This window comes from Enterococcus sp. DIV2379, from assembly GCF_050542965.1.
GTDB classification, from domain to species: domain Bacteria; phylum Bacillota; class Bacilli; order Lactobacillales; family Enterococcaceae; genus Enterococcus_D; species Enterococcus_D entomosocium.
Genome location: NZ_CP172938.1, coordinates 1,362,472 through 1,384,129 on the forward strand (window position 1 = coordinate 1,362,472; position 21,658 = coordinate 1,384,129).

A 21,658-nucleotide genomic window follows, 5' to 3' on the forward strand; every position below is an offset into this window, starting at 1 on the left:
AGCGAAGGTCCATGTTTTTTTAGTTATAGGCGTATGCAGGAAGCTGCAAGAGGGCGTCAATACTTTCTTGGAGCTGCGAGAAAGCAGTGATCGACACATCGGGTAAATCTTCCAATCCATTAGGCGCCTGACGAAGACGATGATTGAACCACAAGGCTTGCCAACCGGCTTTTTTGCAGCCCACTACATCATTATCAAAGTTGTCACCTACGTACAGTGTTGTTTCTGGATCAAGAGCAAAGGCGGTTTCTGCCAATTGGAAAATTTCTAGCTCTGGTTTCTGATAACCGGTTGCTTGTGAAATGATCATATGCTCTGGTTTGATCCATCGAGTCAGTTGCAACTGATTCAACTTCTTTTGTTGGTGGTCGGTGGGACCGTTAGTAATAATTCCTAATTTGATTGGCAATTTGGACAAATAACTCAAGGTTGACTCAACTTCCGGATGTAGCGTGATAGCATCTAGTTCTTGTTCATAGCACAGCTGAAACTGGCAGCTCTCTTCCATAGTAATAGAGAAATAACCTAAGTCCGTTAGAGAATGAGTCAGCCGGTAATAACGAAAATGCTCCAGCGTCCATTCATTCGCCAATACCCTTCCAAACTGTTCATCGCTATGTACGCGAAAACGCAAATAAAGAGCGGTTAGGTCCTTGCGGGCAATTTGTGGAAAGCATGAGGTTATGGCATTACGAAATGGTTGTTGCTGGTCATATAAGGTATCATCGACATCAAAAAGAATACTAGTGATCAAAAGAGACACGCCTTTCAAAGTTAGTGAAAATTTTCAGTTTGTTTTCGAATCAATCATAAGCCATTATGACTCTAAAAAAAAGAGGGAAAACCTTGTGAAATAAAGGTTTTATTTACTGTTTTTAGAAATCCGCGTCTTGATACGTTTTCAAAATTATAGTGAATTTTACCCATTTTCACATGTTTCTCATTTTGCATTTCTTCAAAGAGTTGCTTATAATGAAAGCTATTGAGGAGGGGGAAATGTGTTAAAAAGGTTTTTTCGTTATTATCGACCGTATCGGTCACTATTTATGCTAGATTTTACTTGTGCGGTATTTGCTGGTTTATTAGAACTGGCCTTTCCCGTTGCCGTCAACCAAGTAATCGATAAGATCATGCCCCAGAACAACTTTCGCTTGATACTATTGGCTTGCTTAGGCTTGTTCTTGTTTTATGTGATCAATACTGTGTTGCAATATATCGTGGTTTTTTATGGTCATAAACTTGGGGTCAATATTGAGACAGATATGCGTCAAGAACTGTTTCGACATCTGCAGACCCAATCTTTTGAATATTATGACAATCAAAAGACCGGCAAGCTGATCAGTCGCTTGACCACGGATCTCTTTGAAATCTCTGAAGTCGCTCACCATGGGCCAGAAGATGTTTTTATTACCATCATGACTTTGGTGGGGGCATTCCTATTGATGTTGAATATGCACGTTCAATTAGCGATAGCGACATTTGCGTTGATTCCATTGATTACGATTGCCTTGGTTTTTTTCAATAAGAAAATGACCAAAGTCAATACACAGATCTATGACAACCTCGGTGAGTTCAACGCCGGAGTGGAAGCATCTGTTAGCGGCATTCGAGTGACCCAATCGTTTGCTAATGAAACGTTCGAACATAAACGCTTTGATGGATTGAGCGAAATCTATCGGCAATCGAAGATCCTTTTTTATAAGGTAATGGCGATCAGTTCAGCGTATAATTACTTTCTGATTCGCTTGATCAACTTGTTTGCTCTGATTTTTGGTGCTTACTACGTGATTCGTGGTGAACTGACGAATGGCCAGTTTGTTGGGTTTATTTTATTATCGAATGTCTTTGTTAGACCAATTGAGAAGGTCAATACGATGATTGAAAGCTATCCGAAAGGCATCGCTGGCTTCAAACGATTGACCGAAGAATTGGATAAAGAACCGACGATCAAAGACAAACCAGGGGCACGGGCTGTTCAATCATTAAAAGGGGATATCGTCTACCAAGATGTTTCTTTTTCCTATGCGGATGCGACGAAAGTCTTGAATCACATCGATTTATCGATCAAAGCTGGCGAGACGATCGCCTTCGTCGGGCAAAGTGGCTCAGGGAAAACCACGTTATGCAACTTGTTGCCGCGTTTTTATGAAGTCACTGAAGGCGCCATTACGATTGACGGCATCAATATTCAGGAGATGACCCTGGCTTCTTTACGTCAGCAGATTGGGACTGTGCAGCAAGATGTCTTTCTTTTCCCGGGAACGATTCGAGAAAATATTGCTTATGGCAAACTTGATGCAACAGAAGAAGAGATTTTAAAGGCAGTCAAATTAGCACACTTAGAAAAGGTCATCGATCAAATGACGGATGGGTTAGATACGGTCATCGGTGAACGAGGAGTCAAATTATCCGGTGGTCAAAAGCAGCGGGTAGCGATTGCTCGGATGTTCTTAAAAAACCCGCCGATTTTGATATTAGATGAAGCAACATCAGCGTTGGATACGGAAACCGAGCAAGTGATTCAAGAGTCATTGAATTCTTTGGCAGATGGCCGTACAACCTTGATCATTGCCCATCGCCTCGCAACGATCAAACATGCGACACGCATCATTGTCGTTAGTGATAAAGGCATCTTAGAAGAGGGGACCCATGAAGATTTGATGGCGAAAAAGGGACATTATCGCGCATTGCATGATGCGCAATTCGCTCGTGATGGAGAACCTTCTCTCCCTTAGAAGAAAGAAATGAACGATCAATCCAAGAAAACACTAGTCTTTTTATACTTTGTCAGGAAAAAGCATAAAAGACGGGTTTCTTAGGTTGATCTTTTTTCACTAAATTTTTGTGAGAAACCCTTTTCATTTATAAGCAGATATTCATTTCTCCTACTGTTTTATTGTCGATTATGACAGAAATGCTTGTATGGTTTTCTGATTAAAAAGGAATGTGATACAATGGAATCAAGAATGAAGACATTGGTTGAGAATCTTCTCTGGAAAAAATAACATATATTTTTATTGTAGCCCTGTCGTTTCCAAGGCAACAAGGTATCGTGAAATTTTTCCTTTGAAAACGATTGAGCCATGGACTTGGTTTTTTTCTCCATTTTTTTGATTACACATGTAATTACAGAGGGGAAATTAAAAAACGCGGGATTCAACTAAAAGAGTATTTTAATATTCTGACATCTTTTTGATACACCTTTGACACACTGTTGTATAAAAGAAGTAATATTAAAAAAAAATTTGATTTTTCTCATTTAAAAATAAACTTTTTGAGTGAAACCTTTTGCCTAAAAGGTTTCGCTTTTAATATAACTTTCGAGTTTTATTAAAAAATATGAGATTTAGACTAGATTTTTTTTAGTTAAACCTGTATAATTGAAATCAAGCGAGGGAACAGGACTTGCTTGATTGAAAATTAAAAAGGAGAGATGCACGTTGTTGACACTATACACTTCCCCAAGTTGCACATCTTGTCGCAAAGCTCGTGCGTGGTTACAAGAGCACGAAATCCCTTTTGTTGAAAGAAATATTTTTTCAGAACCGTTAAATATTTCTGAGCTTAAGGCAATTCTACAAATGACAGAAGATGGCACAGAAGAAATTATTTCCACCAGATCCAAAGTATTCCAAAAGTTGAATATGGATCTAGATGACCTGCCCCTAAAAGATTTATTGACACTTGTTCAAGAAAATCCAGGATTATTGCGTCGGCCAATTATGATCGATGAAAAACGATTGCAAGTTGGGTTTAATGAAGATGAAATTCGTCGGTTCTTACCTAGGGATGTTCGCCAACTGGAACTAAGACAAGCGCAATTAATGGCAGGCTTATAAATTTGACTTCATCGACTCGCTTTCTCGTAGAAAGTGAGTCTTTTTTTGAGTTTTTACGTTTTTCTTAAGAGGATATTCGTTTTCTCTTTACTTTTTATCAGGTTTCGATACAATGAACCTATAGTGAGTAGCAAAAGTGAGGTGTAGCTAATATGGAAATGGAACATATCAATGAGAACACCATTCGTGTATTGATCAAAAGTGAAGACTTAGCTGCGAGAGGCATCACTTTTCTTGACCTTCTAGGAAATCACAATGAAATTGAAAACTTCTTTTACAGTATTCTTGAAGAAGTTGATATTGACGAAGAATTTAAAGGCAGTGAAGCTGTAACTTTCCAAGTCTTGCCTAAAGGCGATGGGTTAGAATTGTTTATTAGCAAAAATCTTCCACCAGAAGGAATGGAAAATTTTGATGAGATGAACGATGAAGCGAATGAAGACATTACCGATATGTTGAAAAAACATGTGGCGGCTCAATTACAAGAGTCAGAGCAAGCAGAAGAAATCGGCAATCGTTTTGTATTCGAGTTGTTGCGATTCGAAGATATGATTCAATTGGCATCCGAAGTATATTTGGATTCCGTTGCAACCAATCTTTACCAAATGGGCAATCATTATTATATTGAAATTCGATTTATGGATGCAGATATTACTGATATTGAAGTGGAAAATGCACTTTCTTATTTGATGGAATTTGCCCAAAGGACTTCAGTGACGCCCGAAGTTTTATCAGAATACGGTGAGTTGATCATGGAAAACGATGCACTTGAATTGACTCGTTTCTATTTCAAGAATGATTAATGAATGAAAATCATTTCCAGCCAAGGACATTTTGACAATGTTCTTGGCTTTTTTTAATTGTGTTTGACGAATCTGGCGTACCTCTTATTGAGGTGAGCCAGATGTTGAAAGCGTTGAACCAAAGAAAAGAAGTCATCCTAGCGAAAGGGGCAAAGAAATCCTCGGGCCCTTTTTATTGCCCAGGATGTCAGAAAGAAGTGATTTTGAGGCAAGGACCTAAGCGACAGTCCCACTTTGCCCATCAAGCCACCACTGATTGTCAGACATACAGTGAAGGGGAGACGAAGGAGCACTTGGAAGCAAAACAACTTTTGTTTGAATGGTATCAAGAGATGGATATTGAACTTGAAGACTACTTGCCGCAACTTCAGCAGCGACCTGATCTCTGTTACAAAAATATTGCCGTTGAAGTCCAGTGTTCTTCACTCAAGTTTTCACGATTTCTGGAACGAACCAGCACTTATTTAGCAAATGGTTATCAGCCTTGGTGGATCCTAGGGACCAAAATGTATCCGAAACGCCATTGGTCGCTTTTGGCAAAAGCCTGCTGTACTTATCAGTCTACTGGCTTTTGCTTGTGGCTCATTGATACGCGAAATCAGGCATTGGTGCGGCTGCACCAAATCAAATGGCACTATCAAGAAGGGGTAATCAGTCGACGAAGCGCTATACAAAAAGGGGAGCCATACAGGAAAGAGACACTTCGACCTTTGTACGAAGCAGATGAATCAGATACCCACCATTCTATTGAATGGGTAGCGGTCGATTATCGTTTGTGGGTGATTCGAAAACTGCGAAACAGACTGCCTAAAATCAGAGAGATTCAAGAAATAGTATACCCGTTGAATGGGAATGTCTCACAGTTGCCTCTTTGGTGCTATTGTGAAAGTCGGTTTGGCTTTTTATTTGAACACCACATACTGATTTTTCGCTTTCTCTATTTAAGTGAATGTCCCATTAGTTTTGAACAGTGGTTGATTCAATTGAGGAAGCTGCATTGGCAATGGTGCTTTCCTTTGCTTGATCAAAGAGAAATACTGAGAGAAATCTTTCAAGAATGCCAATATTTAGAAAATTCGGTTTTTTTTTCAAGCCAATGATTTGGTTTCGTTGAAAAGTGTGATAAGATATTTTTAACCAATGAACAAGGAGTGAAGGGAATGTCAGAAACAAAACAATTACCAGCACGTGAATCGATTCCAGTCGAAAAAACGTGGGACTTAACGAAAATCTATGCCGATGATGCGGCTTTTGACATAGAATTTCAAGAAATCCAAGCACAGCTCAAAGAAGCTAGCAGTTACCAAGGCACTTTAGCAGAGGGGCCACAAGCCTTCCTATCCGCTTTAGAATTTGTCTTAGATCTTTCTCGCCGTTTAGAGAAACTGTATGTTTACAGTCATTTGAAAAATGATCAAGATACCGCTAATACGACTTATCAAGGCTTATATGCGAAAGCCAGCAGTTTAGTTGCGCAAGTAAGTGAAGCCGTTGCTTGGTTTGATCCCGAGTTATTGACGATGTCCGATGAAACGATTTGGGGCTATTTCGATCAAGAACCGAAACTAGCTGTTTATCGTCATATGATCGAAAAAACTATTAACGAGCGGCCCCATGTTTTGCCTGCCGATCAAGAAGCGCTATTGGCCGGAGCAGGCGAAATTTTTGGAGCATCCGGCAACATTTTTTCTGTTTTAAACAATGCTGATTTGGATTTTCCAGTAGTTGAAGATGAAAACGGGGAAAAAGTACAGCTATCTCATGGTGTATACGGTGAGTTGATGGAAAGCACGGATCGGTCTGTTCGGGAAGCGGCCTTTAAAGGTCTCTATGGCGTTTATGAGCAATTCCGCAATACCTTTGCCCAAACCTTAAGTACGAATATCAAAGCCCACAACTTTAAAGCCAAAGCCCGTAAATACGACTCGGCACGCCAAGCCGCTTTGAGTGCCAATCATATTCCTGAAAGTGTCTATGATACCTTAGTGGACGTCGTTAATCAGCATTTGCCATTATTACACCGATATATGGCATTAAGAAAACGCCTGTTGGCTGTCGACACGCTTCATATGTATGATGTGTACACGCCGATTTTAGGGGAAGCACCGATTCGCTATACCTATGAAGAAGCAGTCGAAAAAGCGAAAGAAGCGTTAAAACCATTAGGGGAAGAGTATCTAGCTGTAGTTGAAGAAGCCTTCAGCAATCGGTGGATCGATGTCGTTGAAAACAAAGGCAAACGCAGTGGTGCCTATTCTTCAGGTGCTTATGACACACTGCCTTATATCTTAATGAACTGGAATGATCGATTGGATCAACTCTTTACCCTCGTTCATGAAATGGGACACAGTGTGCATAGTTACTTCACACGGAGTAACCAGCCTTATGCCTATGGGGATTACTCGATCTTCTTAGCAGAAATCGCTTCAACCACGAATGAAAATATTTTAACGGAATACATGCTTCAGACTGAGACTGATCCGCGGGTCAAAGCCTATGTCTTGAATCATTTTCTTGATGGCTTCAAAGGAACGATTTTCCGTCAAACGCAATTTGCCGAGTTTGAACACTTCATGCACGTGGAAGATGCGAAAGGAACGCCGTTGACCAGTGAATTCTTAAGCGAGAACTATGCCGAGTTAAATGCAAAATACTACGGACCATCAGTTGAAAAAGATCCGGAGATTCGTCTTGAGTGGTCACGCATTCCGCATTTCTATTACAATTACTATGTTTACCAATATTCAACTGGTTTTTCGGCAGCTTCTGCTTTGGCGAAGAAAATCTTAGCTGGCGAACCTGATGCCTTAACTAACTATTTGAACTATTTGAAAGCCGGACGTAGTGATTATCCAATCGAAGTCATGAAAAAAGCAGGCGTAGATATGACGAAAGCAGATTATATTGAAGATGCAATGAAAGTATTTGAGCAACGCTTGAATGAATTGGAAGAACTCGTAAAAGAAATCGAAGCATAATTGAAAAGAGTACAAACCAGTCCGAAAAGGATTGGTTTGTTTTTTTTTGTTCCTCCCGCAATGAAAAACGCTGCGCAGCGAGCCAAACACAAGATCATCGTTTGGCTCGCTGCGCAGCGTCGCTATTGAATAGGGTTTCATAAAAGAATCAACCCTCGATCAATTTCATGAATAGTGGAAAGTTTTGGTGCTTTCAAAGACTGAGCTTTTTGCATAAATGTATCGAGTTCTGTTGCTGTACCACAGACGAGAGGAAGACTTCTCAGTTCCTCTGATCCTTCTAAAAGGACCCCATATTCTTCTTCACTTGAAAAATCATACACCACAGCAGAAGGTGTGATCGTGATGCCCATGTCTTTCGCTACCCTCTGATCGGTGGCAAAGTTCTTTTTCACTAACTCAGATGTACGATCTTCTAGGAACATCTCTAAATCACCATTCGTTTCTGAAAATAGATCTTTCACTAAGGTGTCACAATATTCCTGGTTTTCGATCCCTATCCGTTGTTGCAATTTCAATAAGAAATCCCGAGCAATTTTTTTTCCTTGCAACTGGGCTGCTTTATAATCCAATGACGCAGCATAGATTTGGTTGGTCTGTTCATTTCGCAAGACCAAATCCGCCTTATTCATGGACAAATAGTCCATTGAAACACCTACGGAAAACAAGTTAACGAAAGGCAGGATCTGTAAATGGATTTTTTTGCGGCTCGTGTTTAATTTGTTGAGAATCTCTTTTTCGATATCATAACAAATAGGCCCAATCGGATTAATAAATAAAAAAAGTTCGATCATTTGAATCTCTCCCCAATTAAGATTCTTGAGTAACTTGAAAAACAAAATAAGTATGTTTTATTAAATATAGCAAAAAAACGCGAAAAAAGTAAGCAAAAGGGCATCCTACAATGATTTTTCTTCAACGGCTCGAATGATCTTGTTTTTTGCTGGTCGGTAAGGAACACCAAAAGAATGCAATAACGATTGAAAGGCAAGTTTTCCTTGAATTGGCTCACTGACTTCTAGCTCTAACTCATAATCATGCTGTTGACCATACCAGCTTTCATCCAAAGCAAGTAATCCTTCATTGATCGGAAATTCCGCCCGTTTCGTTTTTAATGCTGCGATCATGTGTAATGAATCAGGTTCGATATTCGCTGCTTTTAAGCGTTGAGCAACCACACCTGTTTTTAAAATTTTTTCTGACGCGATCAATGACGCTGCGGTTTCGATTGTCAAAGGATCAGTCGTTTCTAACAGACCGTGTTCAATGGGGGTCTTTAGCGTTAATTCTGCATTGGTAGAAGTTGTGCGAATGCGTAAGCCAAAATGCTTTTCTCGCAGTTTATAGTCTTGCGTATCAAAGTAATAATTGGTTTGCGTCTTGAAGGCTTTTTCTGACAATTTGTAATAAGCAAGCAACTGGTGGTATTCTTTTTCCGTCAACATTGTTTTATATTCAATCTCTACTTGTTCGACCAATGATTTTCACTCTCTTTCTATTGCAAACATAGTGTACGCTGTTTCAGCTATTCCGTCAAAGAAACTAAACAAAGAAAAGCGGAAACGATTGGGGCAGACAAAAAAATCTTTTGCTTCTGCACTTCTGTCCATTCAGTTTTATTCCAAGAGTATGGTAGAATAAGAGGTATGTTATGAACAGAATCGAGGGAGAAGAATGATTCGAGATTGGGAAGAATTCTTAGCGCCTTATGAACAGGCGGTTTCAGAATTAAAAGTAAAATTAAGAGGCATAAGAAAACAATATCGGGAACAAAACAAACATGTTCCCATTGAATTTGTCACGGGGCGTGTCAAGCCAGTAGATAGCATTTTAACAAAAAGCAAATTACGAGGAATCGCACTGGATCGTCTTGAAGAAGAAATGTCTGACATCGCCGGTTTGCGAATCATGTGTCAGTTTGTGGAAGACATTCACCAAGTCGTTGAACTGTTGCGGACACGTAAAGACATGAAAGTCATTATTGAACGTGACTATATTACCAATAAAAAAGTCAGTGGTTACCGCTCGTATCATCTGGTGATCGAGTATCCAGTTCAATTGATCGATGGAGAAAAAAATATCTTAGCAGAGGTACAAATTCGTACACTGGCGATGAACTTTTGGGCAACGATTGAACATTCATTGAACTACAAATACCAAGGGGAATTTCCCGATGAAATTAGCGAGCGACTACGACGTTCGGCAGAAGCAGCCTACCAGCTAGATGAAGAGATGTCTAATATTCGTGAAGAGATCCAAGAGGCACAGCGGTTGTTTTCTCATGGGAAAGGCAAACGCGGCGGACATGACACGCCCAAGTTGCCGAAGGAGGAATCAGAATGAAAGGCATCCGCGTGGCAATCGTCCATAATCAAGAAAGCAAGTCAGTAGAAGTGACGAAGCGTTTAACTGTCCTCCTGGAGCAGTCTGAAAACAAGATCGATCAAGAGAACCCTGAATTAGTGATCTCTGTTGGTGGAGATGGTACGCTTCTTTCTGCTTTTCACTTGTTCAACCATAAGTTAGACCAAGTACAATTTTTAGGGGTCCATACGGGACACCTCGGCTTTTATACAGATTGGCGTGACTATGAATTGGATGAATTGGTAGAGTCTTTATGCAATGACCATCAAAAGAGTGTCAGTTATCCTTTATTGGATGTCCGAATCACTTATGCAAATGGCAAACCAGACAAGCATTTCCTGGCATTGAACGAATCAACGATCAAACGCGGCAATCGCACCATGGTTGCCGATATTTCTATTAAAGAAGACCTCTTTGAAAAGTTTCGCGGGGATGGCCTCTCGATCTCAACGCCAACCGGCTCAACTGCCTATAACAAAAGTGTTGGTGGGGCAGTATTGCACCCAAGTATCAATGCGTTTCAATTAGCAGAGATTGCTTCTTTGAACAATCGCGTCTTTCGGACACTTGGATCACCGATCGTCGTGGGTCATCACGAGTGGGTCAAAGTGCAACTGCAACAAAGTACCGACTATTTAGTGACGATTGATCAATTTACCATCGAGCAAGAAGAAATCGACGCAATCTATTACCGGATTGCCGATGAACGGATTCATTTTGCGTCTTATCGGCATATGCATTTTTGGAATCGTGTCAAAGATTCCTTTATTGGAGAAGAATAAACTCATGGAATTTACGTATCAATATACCGGACAAGGGCAGCAAGTCAAATATTTTTTGAAGGAACAAGGAGTATCCAAAGGTCTGCTAGCGAAAATAAAATTTCAAGGCGGAAAGATATTTGTGAACGACCACGAGCAAAACGTCTTGTTTTCTTTGGCGCAAAATGATAGGGTAACTATTGTAATTCCTCCTGAAGGGGAACATGAAACGATGCTGGCTGATCCGACACCTATTGAGATTGTGTATGAAGATGCCCATCTGTTAATCGTGAATAAGCCGGCTGGCATCTCATCGATTCCTGCGCAATATCATCCGACTGGCACGATGGCCAATCGAGTCAAGGCCTACTATCAAGCGCAACACTATGAAGATCAAGTGATCCATGTAGTGACTCGCTTAGACCGTGACACATCAGGATTGATGCTTTTTGCAAAACACGGCTTTGCCCATGCGAAGCTGGATAGCCAGTTACGGAAGAAGCAAGTTGTTAAAAAATATCAAGCCCTCGTTGCGGGAGATCTTTCCGCATTATCCGCCCATAGCGAGATCGATTTGCCTATCGCTAGGGACCTGACCTCGCTTTTGAAACGCAAGGTCAGTGAAGAAGGAAAAGAGGCACGTACGGAGTATTGGCTAAAACAGCGCAATTCAGATTGCGCATTAGTCGACATTCAACTACACACAGGCCGGACACATCAAATAAGGGTCCATTTTTCTGCGATCGGTTGTCCCTTACTAGGAGACGAGATGTATGGGGGACCAATGGCTTTTGGGATCAGACGACAGGCACTTCATTGCTGTCAGCTGCAATTCCAGCATCCCTTTACGAATGAACCGTTGGCTTTTGAACTGCCTTTACCTGCAGACATGGCCGCTGTTTGTTCAGCTATCGATAAGCAATAACAAATGAGGTGAAGAGATTGGATGAAAATCAAGAATTAACCGAACGATTTGATCAACTGAATCAAGCACTAAAAGACAATGATATCCAGGGATTTCGTGAGGCATTCTTGGATCTGCATATCTACGAGCAGGGTCAATTCTACCAATCTCTAGAAGCAGACGATCGACAAATCGTCTATACGTATCTATCGCCGAAAGAATTGGCAGACATGTTTGACGTCATTGAAGAAGACGATGAAAACATGGTGGACTATCTTTCAGAAATGCGGCCGGCATATGCTGCAACGATGTTAGCAGAGATGTATACCGATAATGCTGTCGATCTACTGAATACATTGGACAAGAAACAAACGGCCAAATATTTGAGTCTGATGACTGCTGAAGCCGCTAGCGAGATCAAAGAACTATTGCATTATGAAGATGAAACAGCTGGATCATTGATGACAACCGAGTTTGTTTCCATTGTTGCCAACCAAACGGTTCGTTCAGCGATGTATGTCTTAAAAAATGCCGCAGATGTTGCTGAGACGATTTATTATATTTACGTCGTGGATACCGACAACAAACTTGTGGGCGTTATTTCTTTAAGAGACTTGATCATCAATGATGAAGATACCATGATTGCTGATATTTTGAACGAGCGGGTGATGTCGGTTCATGTTGGAGATGACCAAGAGGATGTCGCTCAGACCTTCCGGGATTATGACTTTCTCGCATTGCCAGTCACCGATTATGACGATCACCTATTAGGGATCGTGACCGTCGATGATATCATCGACGTTATCGATGATGAAGCAGCCAGTGATTACTCGGGTTTGGCAGGGGTCAATGTAGAAGAAGTCAGTGAGAACCCGATCAAAGCTTCTTCGAGAAGGTTACCTTGGCTCATCACCTTACTCTTTCTCGGAATGGCAACCGCCAGTTTAATCAGCCATTATGAAGAGTTAGTTAGTGAAGCAAGTATTCTCGCCGTCTTTATCTCACTGATCACCGGAACTGCCGGCAATGCCGGTACCCAATCTTTAGCGGTAGCCGTACGCCGCTTGGCGATCAATGATGACAAAGAAAATAGCTTTATGAAAACAGTGGTCGGTGAGGTGCTTACAGGACTTTTCACAGGAGCTATTACCGGATTGACGATTTTTGCTATTGTGGCTGTCTGGAAACAAAATCCGATTCTAGGGTTTGTGATCGGGATGGCTATGATGTGTGCCATCACAGTAGCCAACTTAGCGGGTAGTTTGATTCCGATGCTAATGGATAAGCTTGGGTTTGATCCGGCAGTGGCGAGCGGTCCGTTTATTACGACCCTCAGTGATTTGACCAGTGTTTTGATCTATTTCAATATTGCCAGTCTTTTTATGAACTATTTTATTCAATGAATAAAAAATAAAAGCAAGCCGATGATTTTTCTTCGAGTGAAGAATCATTGGCTTGCTTTTTAATTTTTTGGTTTTGGCAACACCCCAGAAGGAGAGATGCCATAAAGTTTTTTAAAAGACTTGCTAAAGTGATAGGCATCTTGATAGCCAACTGCAGAGGCGACTTCCTTGATCGTGAGGTTGTCATTTTTTAGCATGTCTTTGGCACGTTTTAGGCGGATTTCTATCAAATAGTTAATGGGGCTGACCCCTGTCGCTTCTTTAAAAATCTTGGAAAGGTACGTCGGGCTGAGAAATTGATCTTGTGCCAGTTTTTCCAAGGTGATTTCTTCTTTATAATGATTTTCCAAATAATAGACGGTATAGTTGACGATTTGTTGTTGTCTTCTTTGGCTTTTGGAAAGGTAAGGAACGACATTGATGTGGTCTTCATTTAGTCCGCGTAAAATATAGACGAGCATCTCCATCAAGACAGCTTTTTGCATCAACTGAAACTCATCCCGCTCTTCACTGCTTTCTCGCACCAACTGCCACGCTTTTTCCAAAACTTGATGATGGTATTTGCCTAATTCTAACAATGGGTGCTTGTTGGGGAAAAAATTTCGCTTGAATCCTTCCAAGGAAATATTCTTCAGTCCAATATGCAACTGGTGGGAGCGAGTGCCTTTAGGCTGTAACTCGCAGTGGTCGACACCAGGATTAAAAAGCATGACACTGCCAGCACGAATTTTCTTCGCTGGTTCTTTTTCAAAATAATACGTACTTTCTCCTTCTAACAAGACGCTGATTTCTAAAAAGTCATGATGGTGCATTTCTCCATGACTTTCTGCTTGCGTCCATGGGTCAAAGAGATAGATGATTTCGGGATTGAAGGTTCGAGGGTTAACTAAATTCATGGCTGATTCACTCCAATTGGGTGCCCATCTCCGATAAAAAAAGGGAATGGTGCTTCTTACTAATATTTTACATCAAAATGAGTAAGAAAAACCATTCAAATCGCTTTTCAAAACGCTAAGCTTAACAACGAGAGGGGGAATTAGATGAGTAATACACAATGGATCTGGCGCTATGCCAAAAAGAACCGCGGAAAAATCATATTGGCGATCCTGTTTTTAGTGATCAATGCAGCGCTGATCATTGTTAATCCGTACTTGGGAGGAATGGTGATCGATGATGTCATCAATCAGCAAAAAACGCACTTATTGATTCCATTACTGTTGATCATGATCGCAACGACCGTCATTCGCACCATTGTCCGCTATAGTTATCAAATTTTATTTGAACGGGTCGGACAAAATACGCTATACGATTTACGGGAAGACTTGTATCAGAAACTGCAGGAATTGGATTTCGACTTTTTTAATCACACACGGGTTGGAGATATTATGGCACGAATGACCGGGGATACTGATGCCATACGCCACTTTGTTTCTTGGGTGACCTATAATATCGCTGAATGTATCTTGTGGTTCTTTTCTGCGGTGGTGGTCATGAGCTTTATTGATTGGAAATTGATGTTGGCATTGGTGGCTGTCACACCGATCATTTTTCTGTTGACGAATCGCATGTCTAAAAAAGCACACCCACTGTTTTTTGATATTCGTGAGAGCTTTTCGCGCTTGAACTCAATGGTAGAAGAAAATATTGGTGGCAATCGGGTGGTGAAAGCTTTTGCTCGTGAAAATTTTGAGATCGAAAAATTTCGCTCCTACAACGAAGATTTTAAGACCCGCAACATGGCATCTGCCAAAGTTTCCCGCACTTATCTGCCATGGCTTGATGGCTTAGCAGGAAGTTTGTCAGTCATTGCCTTAGTCTTAGGCGGAATTTTCGTAATCAATGGGGAGATGACATTAGGTGATCTCGTTGCATTTAATGGCTATCTATGGATGTTGAATAACCCTATGCGTATGAGCGGTTGGTTGATCAACGATGTTCAGCGATTTTCTGCAGCTTGTATCAAAATTCGACAAATGCTAGCACAAGAATCGAAAATACCGGTTCACCAACAAGAAAAATTAGAACCGATCAAAGGGTTTGTGGAATTCAAAGATGTCTCGTTCCACTTTTCAGATGACCCGGATCAAAATGTGTTGGAAAACATCAACTTCACCATCGGGCCAGGACAAACGTTAGGGATTTTAGGCGAAACTGGGTCTGGGAAAACGACCTTAGTGAATTTAGTCGGTCGTTTTTATGACCCGACTGAAGGAGAAGTATTCATTGATGGGAAAAATGCCAAAGAGTATCCTGTGCGACAAATGCGGGAAAACATTTCAATGGTGATGCAAGATGTCTTCTTGTTTTCTAATACCATCTCTGACAATATTGCTTTTGGAAATCCTTTAGCAGATGAAGGCTTTATTCGGCAAATGGCGGTAGTCGCCGATGCAGATACCTTTATTTCTCGAATGCCTCAAGGCTATGAGACGATTGTCGGTGAAAGAGGCGTCGGACTTTCTGGTGGTCAAAAACAACGGATCTCCCTCGCACGGGCTCTAGCGAAAGATCCATCGATCTTGATTTTGGATGATACGACATCTGCCGTCGATATGGAAACAGAATCGAAGATCCAACAAGAACTAACGAAATTAACTGGAGAGAAGACAACGTTTATCATTGCGCATCGCATCTCCTCCGTTCGAGAAGCCGATCAGATCTTGATGATGGAAAAAGGGCGGGTCGTTGAACAAGGCACCCACGAAGAACTTGTCAAACTGCGAGGTAAATACTATGAAGTGTATCAAAAACAATTAGGTTTGTCAGGAGGTGAAGACGATGGCGAGAAATAAATTTGATGTGGATGAGGAATTAGACCAGGAATTTAGCTGGAAGGATTTCAAGCGTTTGTCCCAATACGTCGTACCGTATAAAAAAAGCATTGGGAAAGTACTATTTACGATCATCCTGGCAAACTTAGCAGGAATGCTGGCGCCCGTTTTCACGAAGATCGCCATCGACTCATCGATTCCTGAGAAAAATGTCAATCAATTGCTGCTTTTAGGAGCTGCCTTTCTAGTGACCTTGATCGTTATTGGCGTCTGCATGCGTTATCGTATTTACCATATCACGAATATTGGGCAAGATGTTTTGAAGGATATGCGCTTTGATATTTTTGAACATCTGCAGCGGCTGCCGTTTTCTTATTTTGATACAAGGCCCCATGGCAAGATCTTGATCCGCATCGTAAACTATATCAATACACTGAGTGACCTGTTGAGTAATGGCCTGATCAATTTGATTTCCGATGTTTTCAACGTCATCATCACCTTGATCTTTATGTTTGCAATCGACTTCAAATTGACCCTATATTCCCTTGCGTTGCTGCCAATTTTGTTCATCATGGTGATGGTAATCAAAAATAACCAGCGCAAAGCCTATCAGGAGTTGAGTAATAAACAGTCCAATTTAAATGCTTACATTCATGAAAGTATTGCCGGCATCAAGATTACCCAATCCTTCGCACGGGAAGAAGAAAATGCAGAGATTTTCCAAGAAGTCAGCAATGATTATCGGACTTCCTGGATGAAAGCTGTCAAAATTCAGTTTCTCATGTGGCCTGGGGTGCAAAACATTTCAGTCATTACGACTTGTTTGATTTATTTTGTCGGCATTCGCCAAATTGGTGTCGCTGTCAGCACAGGTACTCTGATCGCTTTTATCAGTTATATCAATAATTTCTGGAATCCAGTCATCAATATCGGGAATTTTTATAATTCTTTGATTACAGCAACAGCCTATCTTGAACGGATTTTTGAAACGATGGATGAAGTCCCAGATATCGAAGACAAACCAGATGCAAAAGTATTGCCGACGATGAAAGGGACCGTTGATTTTGAACACGTGACCTTCCGATACGAAGAAGGCAAAAACATTCTTTCTGATGTCAATTTCCACATCGAACCCGGGGAAAGCATTGCCTTGGTTGGCCCTACTGGTGCAGGGAAGACCACGATCATCAATTTGCTGAGCCGCTTTTATGATGTCAATGAAGGCAGTGTTAAAGTAGATGGGATGGACGTTCGTGACGTGACGCTGGAATCGCTGCGTTCACAAATGGGGGTCATGCTGCAAGATACTTTTATTTTCTCAGGAACGATCATAGAGAATATTCGCTATGGAAAATTAGATGCAACAGAAGAAGAGATCATCGAAGCAGCGAAAATCGTCCGTGCTCACGACTTTATCACGGAGTTGAAAGACGGCTATCAAACCGTCGTCGAAGAACGAGGAAGCACTTTATCTGCAGGGCAACGGCAACTGATTTCCTTTGCCCGAGCGTTGTTGGCTGATCCAAAAATTTTGATCTTAGATGAAGCGACCTCAAGTATCGATACGAAGACAGAAGAATTGCTGCAAGAAGGATTGTTGAAGCTGTTAGAAGGCAGAACCTCCTTTATCATTGCTCACCGGCTGTCCACGATCAAAAATTCTGATCGAATCTTTTACGTGGCGGGGGGAACGATCGCTGAATCTGGTAACCATGATCAGCTAATGGCACAAAAAGGCTTGTACCACCATTTGTATCAATCACAATACGACTTACTGCAAGCCATATAAAAAGAATCCCCACAAATGATGCGTTACCATCGTTTGTGGGGGTTTCTTTGCGTGATTCTTTTGTGTCCCTCAATCTCAATCGTTAAGGTCAACGATTCTGGTTCCATGAACTTCTTTTACACCTAGTATATCAGCAACTTGTTGGGCATTTTCATAGGAAATGCCACCGCCAGGTAAGATCGTTAAACGCTCACCAGCATAGGCGATCAATTCTTTCAGACGATCGAAATTTGCTTCGATAGGGGTGCCTGCAGTACCACCATGGGTCAAAATCCGCTGTACGCCATGCTCAGCTAACCAATCGATCGCCTTGAATTGACGCGCTGCAGGAATCGCGTCGAATGCCATGTGAAAAGTAACCTGCAAGCCTTCTGCAGTTTCTAACAATAGCTCCAATGCTTCTTCGTCCAACCAACCGCTAGGTGTTAAGCAACCTAGAACAACGCCGTCTGTTCCTAATTTTTTTGCTTCGATCAAGTCGGTATGCATGATTTTCAATTCTGTATCATTGTAAACAAAATCACCGCCTCGAGGTCGAATGATCGTCATAACGGGTATTCCTTTTTCGCCAGCATATTGCAGGACTTCTTCTTGCACGCCGGTACTTGGTGTTGTTCCGCCGACTGCTAAATTATCACAGAGTTCGATGCGTTGGGCACCTCGGGCGATTGCTAAGGGAATATTGGTATAATTTTCTGCACAAAATTCTTTTAACATGATTTACCTCCAATAGATGGGTGTTCAATTGATTTGTTATTCTATCCACTAGCATTCTACCACAAGAATATGCTAAAGTAGAGCAGAGATGAGGGAAGTTGAATGTTAAAAAAAATCGATCGCGGGCGCCTTTTTTTAAACGCCCATTATCACTTATTTGAATGTCCGTTGTGCCGCCAAGCATTTTTCCCGACCGAAAATGGCTTGGTTTGTCCAAATCGTCATCGATTTGACTTATCAAAGAAAGGCACACTTTTCTTTTTGGATCATCAAGTTAAAGCAGATTATGATCAAGCACTGTTTTTGCCGCGTCAACGTATGATCGCTAGCGGCATGTATGCACCAGTCCTTGAGACCATCAAAGCAGCTTTGGGGGATGCTGAGTATCTTTTAGATGTCGGTTGCGGTGAAGGCAGTTTCCTTGCACAGATGGTCAATGAAAAGACCCAAGCGGCTGTCGGCTTTGATATTGCCAAGGACGGAGTCTATCTAGCAACCAATCAAAACGTACCAGCTTTTTGGTGTGTGGCTGATCTGACCAACTTGCCGTTTGCTGAAGCGAGCTTTGATACGATTTTCAATCTGTTTTCACCGTCAAATTACGGGGAGTTCAACCGCATTCTAAAAAAGGGTGGCCAGTTGATCAAAGTCGTCCCAGCAGCGGATTATTTAAAAGAACTACGAGCCGCTTTTTATCCTGATGACGAAACAAAACAGCAGTATTCGAATGAACGGGTCGTTAGCAAATTTTTTGAACACTATCCCACCGCATCCCGTCAAAGAGTAACGCATGTTTTTGCGATTCCTGAAGAAAATCGGCAAGATTTACTTGCCATGTCGCCGTTAGAGTGGGGGGCTTCGGAGGAAAGGAAAGAAAAGCTGCGTCAAACCCCTTTGGCACAGATAACTGTTGATGTTGAGGTGTTGATTGCGAAAATTTCCTGAAAATATTTTGAACTTTTTTGTTATTTACTCTTGCAATCATGCCATGGGAGTGATATATTGTTCTCAAGTCATTTTTCATTGGTTTTTATCAGGTTCCTGTTCTGATAAAAGTTAGTGAAAAGAGCTTCACTAACGTAACGACTCGCAGTGATCGACACCGAGTTGGTACGTTTTTTTTTATGCCCAAAAAAGCGGCTCTTCGACATTTAGTGTTGGTAGAGAAAAATACAACTGAAAATTTAGTCATAACCAGTTAGGCAGCGTGCTTAACTGGTTTTTGTTTTACTTGGAAGATTAAGCCTTGAATGAGATAAATTCTTGCTCGAAAGTTGTGGAAATTTCGATAGCCGTAGGCTACTCGTTTTATCACTTTTATCTTGTTGTTTGTTCCTTCTAATGCCCCATTACTATACCTGGTTTTTAAAGCATATTGAATCCCTGATTTGTATTTATTTAAAAACGTCAGCTTCTTACAAAACCATTGTGGGAGGCGTTGATCTAAGCTGTTGATCGTATCGAAAAAGCTTTGGCTGTCCTTGTGTTTAAAGTGATAGAGGAGGAGCTGACAAGTCTCGTAAGCCCTTGTTAATTGCTCGTCATAACTCAAAAGTTCATCGACGATCGCTTTTTGCGTCATTGGTCTACGAAAGGATCGATCATATTGATAATTGGAACTATCCAGATCATAGGCATGCTTAAGGAGTAATTTCCAGAATCGCTTCAATCGTCGATACTTTGTCGGTTCCGTTTTTTGAAAGCTGTTCATTGTTTTAATTCGCAACTGGTTTAACGCACGAGTGATTTGTTGGACAATGTGAAAGCGATCGGTCACGATTTTTGCGTTTGGGAAGACCGCCTTTACAAGTTCAAAATAAGGGGCATTCATATCCATCACGACGTATTTCACGTTCGCTCGTGCTTTTCGGGTGAATTTAAGGAAATATGGTTTTAAGAATGCAAGGCGACGATTCTCCAATACACCGATCAATTGTTGGGCCTGCCCATTCATAAAGACAAAACTCATTTTTCCGCTGCAGGACTTCATTGATTTGAACTCATCAAAACAAAGGACCGAAGGTAACGTATCAAAACGAGGATGATACGTTTTTAAACAGGTGTGTAGGACACGCAGAACGGTTACGTCAGAGACAAAATAGCGATCGGCAATTTCTTTTCTTGTTGTATTCTTGGCCAGCTCCAAGGCGATTTGAATCTTTAATTCTTTTGAAAGATAGCAGTTTTCATCCACCAAGTTTGTCTGAGCATTGAATGTCGACTGACATTCTTTACAGTAAAAGCGTGTACGTACCAAGCGTAATTCTGTTTTTGTTGCTCGATAAGGCAAAAGTTGGACTTTTGTTTTGTGTGAGCCATTCTTGATGATTTGTCCTTCATTTTTGATGCCACATTTACGGCAATGGCTTGGTATATAGCTAAGTTTGGCATGGATAAGATTGGTGCGAAACCCCTCTTCTTCTATAGTCTCTAACCATTCTTCTTCGAAGAATAAATTTTCATCTGTTAAACCTAACAATTTTCTAGTACAATGATCCATGGAGATATCCTTTCTTGGTTTGGTTTTGTTTTAGACGACTAAATTCTACCAGTTAGGCTATCTCTTTTTCTATCTTTTTTTACAAAAAAAGTGTTGGTAGAAAATCCGTAGATTTTCCACCAACACTAAATATTGTAGAGCCAAAAAAGCACACAAAAAATGTTGTTTCTAGAAAAACAAGTGTGCCAAAATATGGTACTATAGAAGTTATTGAAGAAGCTATTGAGAATGAAATGGAAAACGTAAGGTGTAAAAACACAAATCAATGCGAGAACCGATCGGCAATATCCGATCGAAAGGAGTTTTTATCTATGAATCACATCGTTCTTTTTGAACCTCAGATCCCGGCCAATACGGGGAACATTGCACGTACTTGTGCAGCAACAAATACTCATTTACACTTAATAGAGCCACTAGGCTTTTCAACGGATGACAAGCAATTGAAGCGGGCAGGACTTGATTATTGGCATGATGTCAATATCACCTATCACAAAGATTTGGCTACTTTTATGGACTTTTTAGGAGAGCGTCCGTTGTACCTGATCTCGAAATTTGCCAATCGCGTGTATTCTGACGTCGATTATACCGCAGATGATGATCAGTTCTTTATTTTTGGGAAAGAAACGACGGGGCTTCCGGAAAGCTTTATGCGTGAGCATGCCGAAAAATGCCTACGCATTCCGATGAATGATGAGCATGTTCGTTCCCTAAATCTATCAAATACGGCTGCTTTGATCATTTATGAAGTTTTGCGGCAGCAAGGCTTCCCACAGCTGGAATTGACACACCATTATGAGAACGACAAACTAGATTAAGAAACGAGGCTTGT

19 protein-coding genes are annotated in these 21,658 nt (G+C 41.1%); 13 read left to right on the top strand and 6 right to left on the bottom strand.

From position 1 onward, the window contains the following. Positions 1-19: 19 nt before the first annotated feature. A complete protein-coding gene (locus IGI92_RS06280) occupies positions 20-754 on the bottom strand; it encodes an HAD family hydrolase (RefSeq protein ID WP_034872213.1) in 735 nt (244 codons plus the stop codon). A gap of 244 nt (positions 755-998) precedes the next feature. Here IGI92_RS06280 and IGI92_RS06285 point away from each other — a divergent pair, with 244 nt between their 5' ends. The 5 genes from IGI92_RS06285 to pepF all read left to right on the top strand — a co-directional run bounded on the left by IGI92_RS06285 (position 999) and on the right by pepF (position 7,620). Then, on the top strand, positions 999-2,735 hold the full coding sequence (locus IGI92_RS06285; protein ID WP_086332240.1) for an ABC transporter ATP-binding protein: 1,737 nt from the start codon (positions 999-1,001) through the stop codon (positions 2,733-2,735). A 705-nt stretch (positions 2,736-3,440) separates the two neighbouring features. Next, positions 3,441-3,839 (top strand): transcriptional regulator SpxA, encoded by a 399-nt coding sequence (gene spxA, locus IGI92_RS06290; RefSeq protein ID WP_003127030.1) that lies wholly within the window; start codon positions 3,441-3,443, stop codon positions 3,837-3,839. A 152-nt stretch (positions 3,840-3,991) separates the two neighbouring features. After that, positions 3,992-4,642: an adaptor protein MecA gene (locus IGI92_RS06295; protein ID WP_005236753.1), complete on the top strand. Its 651-nt coding sequence runs from the start codon at positions 3,992-3,994 to the stop codon at positions 4,640-4,642. A gap of 101 nt (positions 4,643-4,743) precedes the next feature. After that, the gene (locus tag IGI92_RS06300; RefSeq protein ID WP_430608300.1) at positions 4,744-5,742 is read left to right on the top strand and encodes a competence protein CoiA; all 999 of its coding nucleotides are present in this window, start codon (positions 4,744-4,746) and stop codon (positions 5,740-5,742) included. Between the two features lie 60 nt (positions 5,743-5,802). Then, complete coding sequence (gene pepF / locus IGI92_RS06305; protein WP_430608301.1) at positions 5,803-7,620, top strand: oligoendopeptidase F; 1,818 nt, start codon at positions 5,803-5,805, stop codon at positions 7,618-7,620. Positions 7,621-7,757: 137 nt separating this feature from the next. On the opposite strand, the gene IGI92_RS06310 is transcribed toward pepF, so the two are convergent. Beyond that, the gene (locus IGI92_RS06310; RefSeq protein WP_034878650.1) at positions 7,758-8,414 is read right to left on the bottom strand and encodes a DsbA family protein; all 657 of its coding nucleotides are present in this window, start codon (positions 8,412-8,414) and stop codon (positions 7,758-7,760) included. 105 nt (positions 8,415-8,519) lie between these two features. Then, on the bottom strand, positions 8,520-9,098 hold the full coding sequence (locus IGI92_RS06315; protein WP_005236734.1) for a CYTH domain-containing protein: 579 nt from the start codon (positions 9,096-9,098) through the stop codon (positions 8,520-8,522). 196 nt (positions 9,099-9,294) lie between these two features. On the opposite strand from IGI92_RS06315, the gene IGI92_RS06320 reads away from it, so the two are divergent. Genes IGI92_RS06320 through mgtE form a run of 4 tightly spaced genes read left to right on the top strand, consistent with a single transcriptional unit; the run spans position 9,295 to position 13,052 of the window. After that, a complete protein-coding gene (locus tag IGI92_RS06320; RefSeq protein ID WP_430608302.1) occupies positions 9,295-9,963 on the top strand; it encodes a GTP pyrophosphokinase in 669 nt (222 codons plus the stop codon). A gap of 5 nt (positions 9,964-9,968) precedes the next feature. Next, a complete protein-coding gene (locus tag IGI92_RS06325) occupies positions 9,969-10,766 on the top strand; it encodes an NAD kinase (protein WP_301280263.1) in 798 nt (265 codons plus the stop codon). 4 nt (positions 10,767-10,770) lie between these two features. After that, the gene (locus IGI92_RS06330; protein WP_034872214.1) at positions 10,771-11,670 is read left to right on the top strand and encodes an RluA family pseudouridine synthase; all 900 of its coding nucleotides are present in this window, start codon (positions 10,771-10,773) and stop codon (positions 11,668-11,670) included. 17 nt (positions 11,671-11,687) lie between these two features. Beyond that, positions 11,688-13,052, top strand: a complete 1,365-nt coding sequence (mgtE, locus tag IGI92_RS06335) for a magnesium transporter (RefSeq protein WP_005229714.1) — start codon at positions 11,688-11,690, stop codon at positions 13,050-13,052. A 59-nt stretch (positions 13,053-13,111) separates the two neighbouring features. Here mgtE and IGI92_RS06340 read toward each other — a convergent pair whose 3' ends face one another. After that, positions 13,112-13,948, bottom strand: a complete 837-nt coding sequence (locus IGI92_RS06340; RefSeq protein WP_430608303.1) for an AraC family transcriptional regulator — start codon at positions 13,946-13,948, stop codon at positions 13,112-13,114. Between the two features lie 144 nt (positions 13,949-14,092). Here IGI92_RS06340 and IGI92_RS06345 point away from each other — a divergent pair, with 144 nt between their 5' ends. Together IGI92_RS06345 and IGI92_RS06350 are read left to right on the top strand one after the other, a co-directional pair. After that, a complete protein-coding gene (locus IGI92_RS06345) occupies positions 14,093-15,844 on the top strand; it encodes an ABC transporter ATP-binding protein (protein ID WP_061053974.1) in 1,752 nt (583 codons plus the stop codon). Beyond that, positions 15,831-17,612: an ABC transporter ATP-binding protein gene (locus IGI92_RS06350; protein ID WP_005236718.1), complete on the top strand. Its 1,782-nt coding sequence runs from the start codon at positions 15,831-15,833 to the stop codon at positions 17,610-17,612. Before IGI92_RS06345 ends, IGI92_RS06350 begins: the two co-directional genes overlap by 14 nt. A gap of 75 nt (positions 17,613-17,687) precedes the next feature. Here the strand turns inward: IGI92_RS06350 and IGI92_RS06355 are convergent, their stop codons facing one another. After that, positions 17,688-18,329, bottom strand: a complete 642-nt coding sequence (locus tag IGI92_RS06355; RefSeq protein ID WP_016613255.1) for a copper homeostasis protein CutC — start codon at positions 18,327-18,329, stop codon at positions 17,688-17,690. Positions 18,330-18,431: 102 nt separating this feature from the next. Here IGI92_RS06355 and IGI92_RS06360 point away from each other — a divergent pair, with 102 nt between their 5' ends. Further along, positions 18,432-19,274 carry a methyltransferase domain-containing protein gene (locus IGI92_RS06360; RefSeq protein WP_430608304.1) on the top strand — a complete coding sequence of 281 codons (843 nt, stop codon included), beginning with the start codon at positions 18,432-18,434 and terminating at the stop codon, positions 19,272-19,274. Positions 19,275-19,527: 253 nt separating this feature from the next. Here IGI92_RS06360 and IGI92_RS06365 read toward each other — a convergent pair whose 3' ends face one another. Continuing rightward, complete coding sequence (locus tag IGI92_RS06365) at positions 19,528-20,829, bottom strand: ISL3 family transposase (RefSeq protein WP_430608306.1); 1,302 nt, start codon at positions 20,827-20,829, stop codon at positions 19,528-19,530. A 311-nt stretch (positions 20,830-21,140) separates the two neighbouring features. Between IGI92_RS06365 and trmL the strand changes: the two genes are divergently transcribed. After that, a complete protein-coding gene (gene trmL / locus IGI92_RS06370; protein ID WP_008379765.1) occupies positions 21,141-21,644 on the top strand; it encodes a tRNA (uridine(34)/cytosine(34)/5-carboxymethylaminomethyluridine(34)-2'-O)-methyltransferase TrmL in 504 nt (167 codons plus the stop codon). Positions 21,645-21,658: the final 14 nt, after the last annotated feature.

Coding starts and splice junctions, on each gene's coding strand:
- IGI92_RS06310 (WP_034878650.1), bottom strand. CDS start 8,414: ATGATCGAACTTTTTTTATTTATTAATCCGATTGGGCCTATTTGTTAT.
- IGI92_RS06350 (WP_005236718.1), top strand. CDS start 15,831: ATGGCGAGAAATAAATTTGATGTGGATGAGGAATTAGACCAGGAATTT.
- pepF (WP_430608301.1), top strand. CDS start 5,803: ATGTCAGAAACAAAACAATTACCAGCACGTGAATCGATTCCAGTCGAA.
- IGI92_RS06295 (WP_005236753.1), top strand. CDS start 3,992: ATGGAAATGGAACATATCAATGAGAACACCATTCGTGTATTGATCAAA.
- IGI92_RS06360 (WP_430608304.1), top strand. CDS start 18,432: ATGTTAAAAAAAATCGATCGCGGGCGCCTTTTTTTAAACGCCCATTAT.
- IGI92_RS06340 (WP_430608303.1), bottom strand. CDS start 13,948: ATGAATTTAGTTAACCCTCGAACCTTCAATCCCGAAATCATCTATCTC.
- trmL (WP_008379765.1), top strand. CDS start 21,141: ATGAATCACATCGTTCTTTTTGAACCTCAGATCCCGGCCAATACGGGG.
- IGI92_RS06330 (WP_034872214.1), top strand. CDS start 10,771: ATGGAATTTACGTATCAATATACCGGACAAGGGCAGCAAGTCAAATAT.
- IGI92_RS06345 (WP_061053974.1), top strand. CDS start 14,093: ATGAGTAATACACAATGGATCTGGCGCTATGCCAAAAAGAACCGCGGA.
- IGI92_RS06320 (WP_430608302.1), top strand. CDS start 9,295: ATGATTCGAGATTGGGAAGAATTCTTAGCGCCTTATGAACAGGCGGTT.
- IGI92_RS06355 (WP_016613255.1), bottom strand. CDS start 18,329: ATGTTAAAAGAATTTTGTGCAGAAAATTATACCAATATTCCCTTAGCA.
- IGI92_RS06300 (WP_430608300.1), top strand. CDS start 4,744: ATGTTGAAAGCGTTGAACCAAAGAAAAGAAGTCATCCTAGCGAAAGGG.
- IGI92_RS06365 (WP_430608306.1), bottom strand. CDS start 20,829: ATGGATCATTGTACTAGAAAATTGTTAGGTTTAACAGATGAAAATTTA.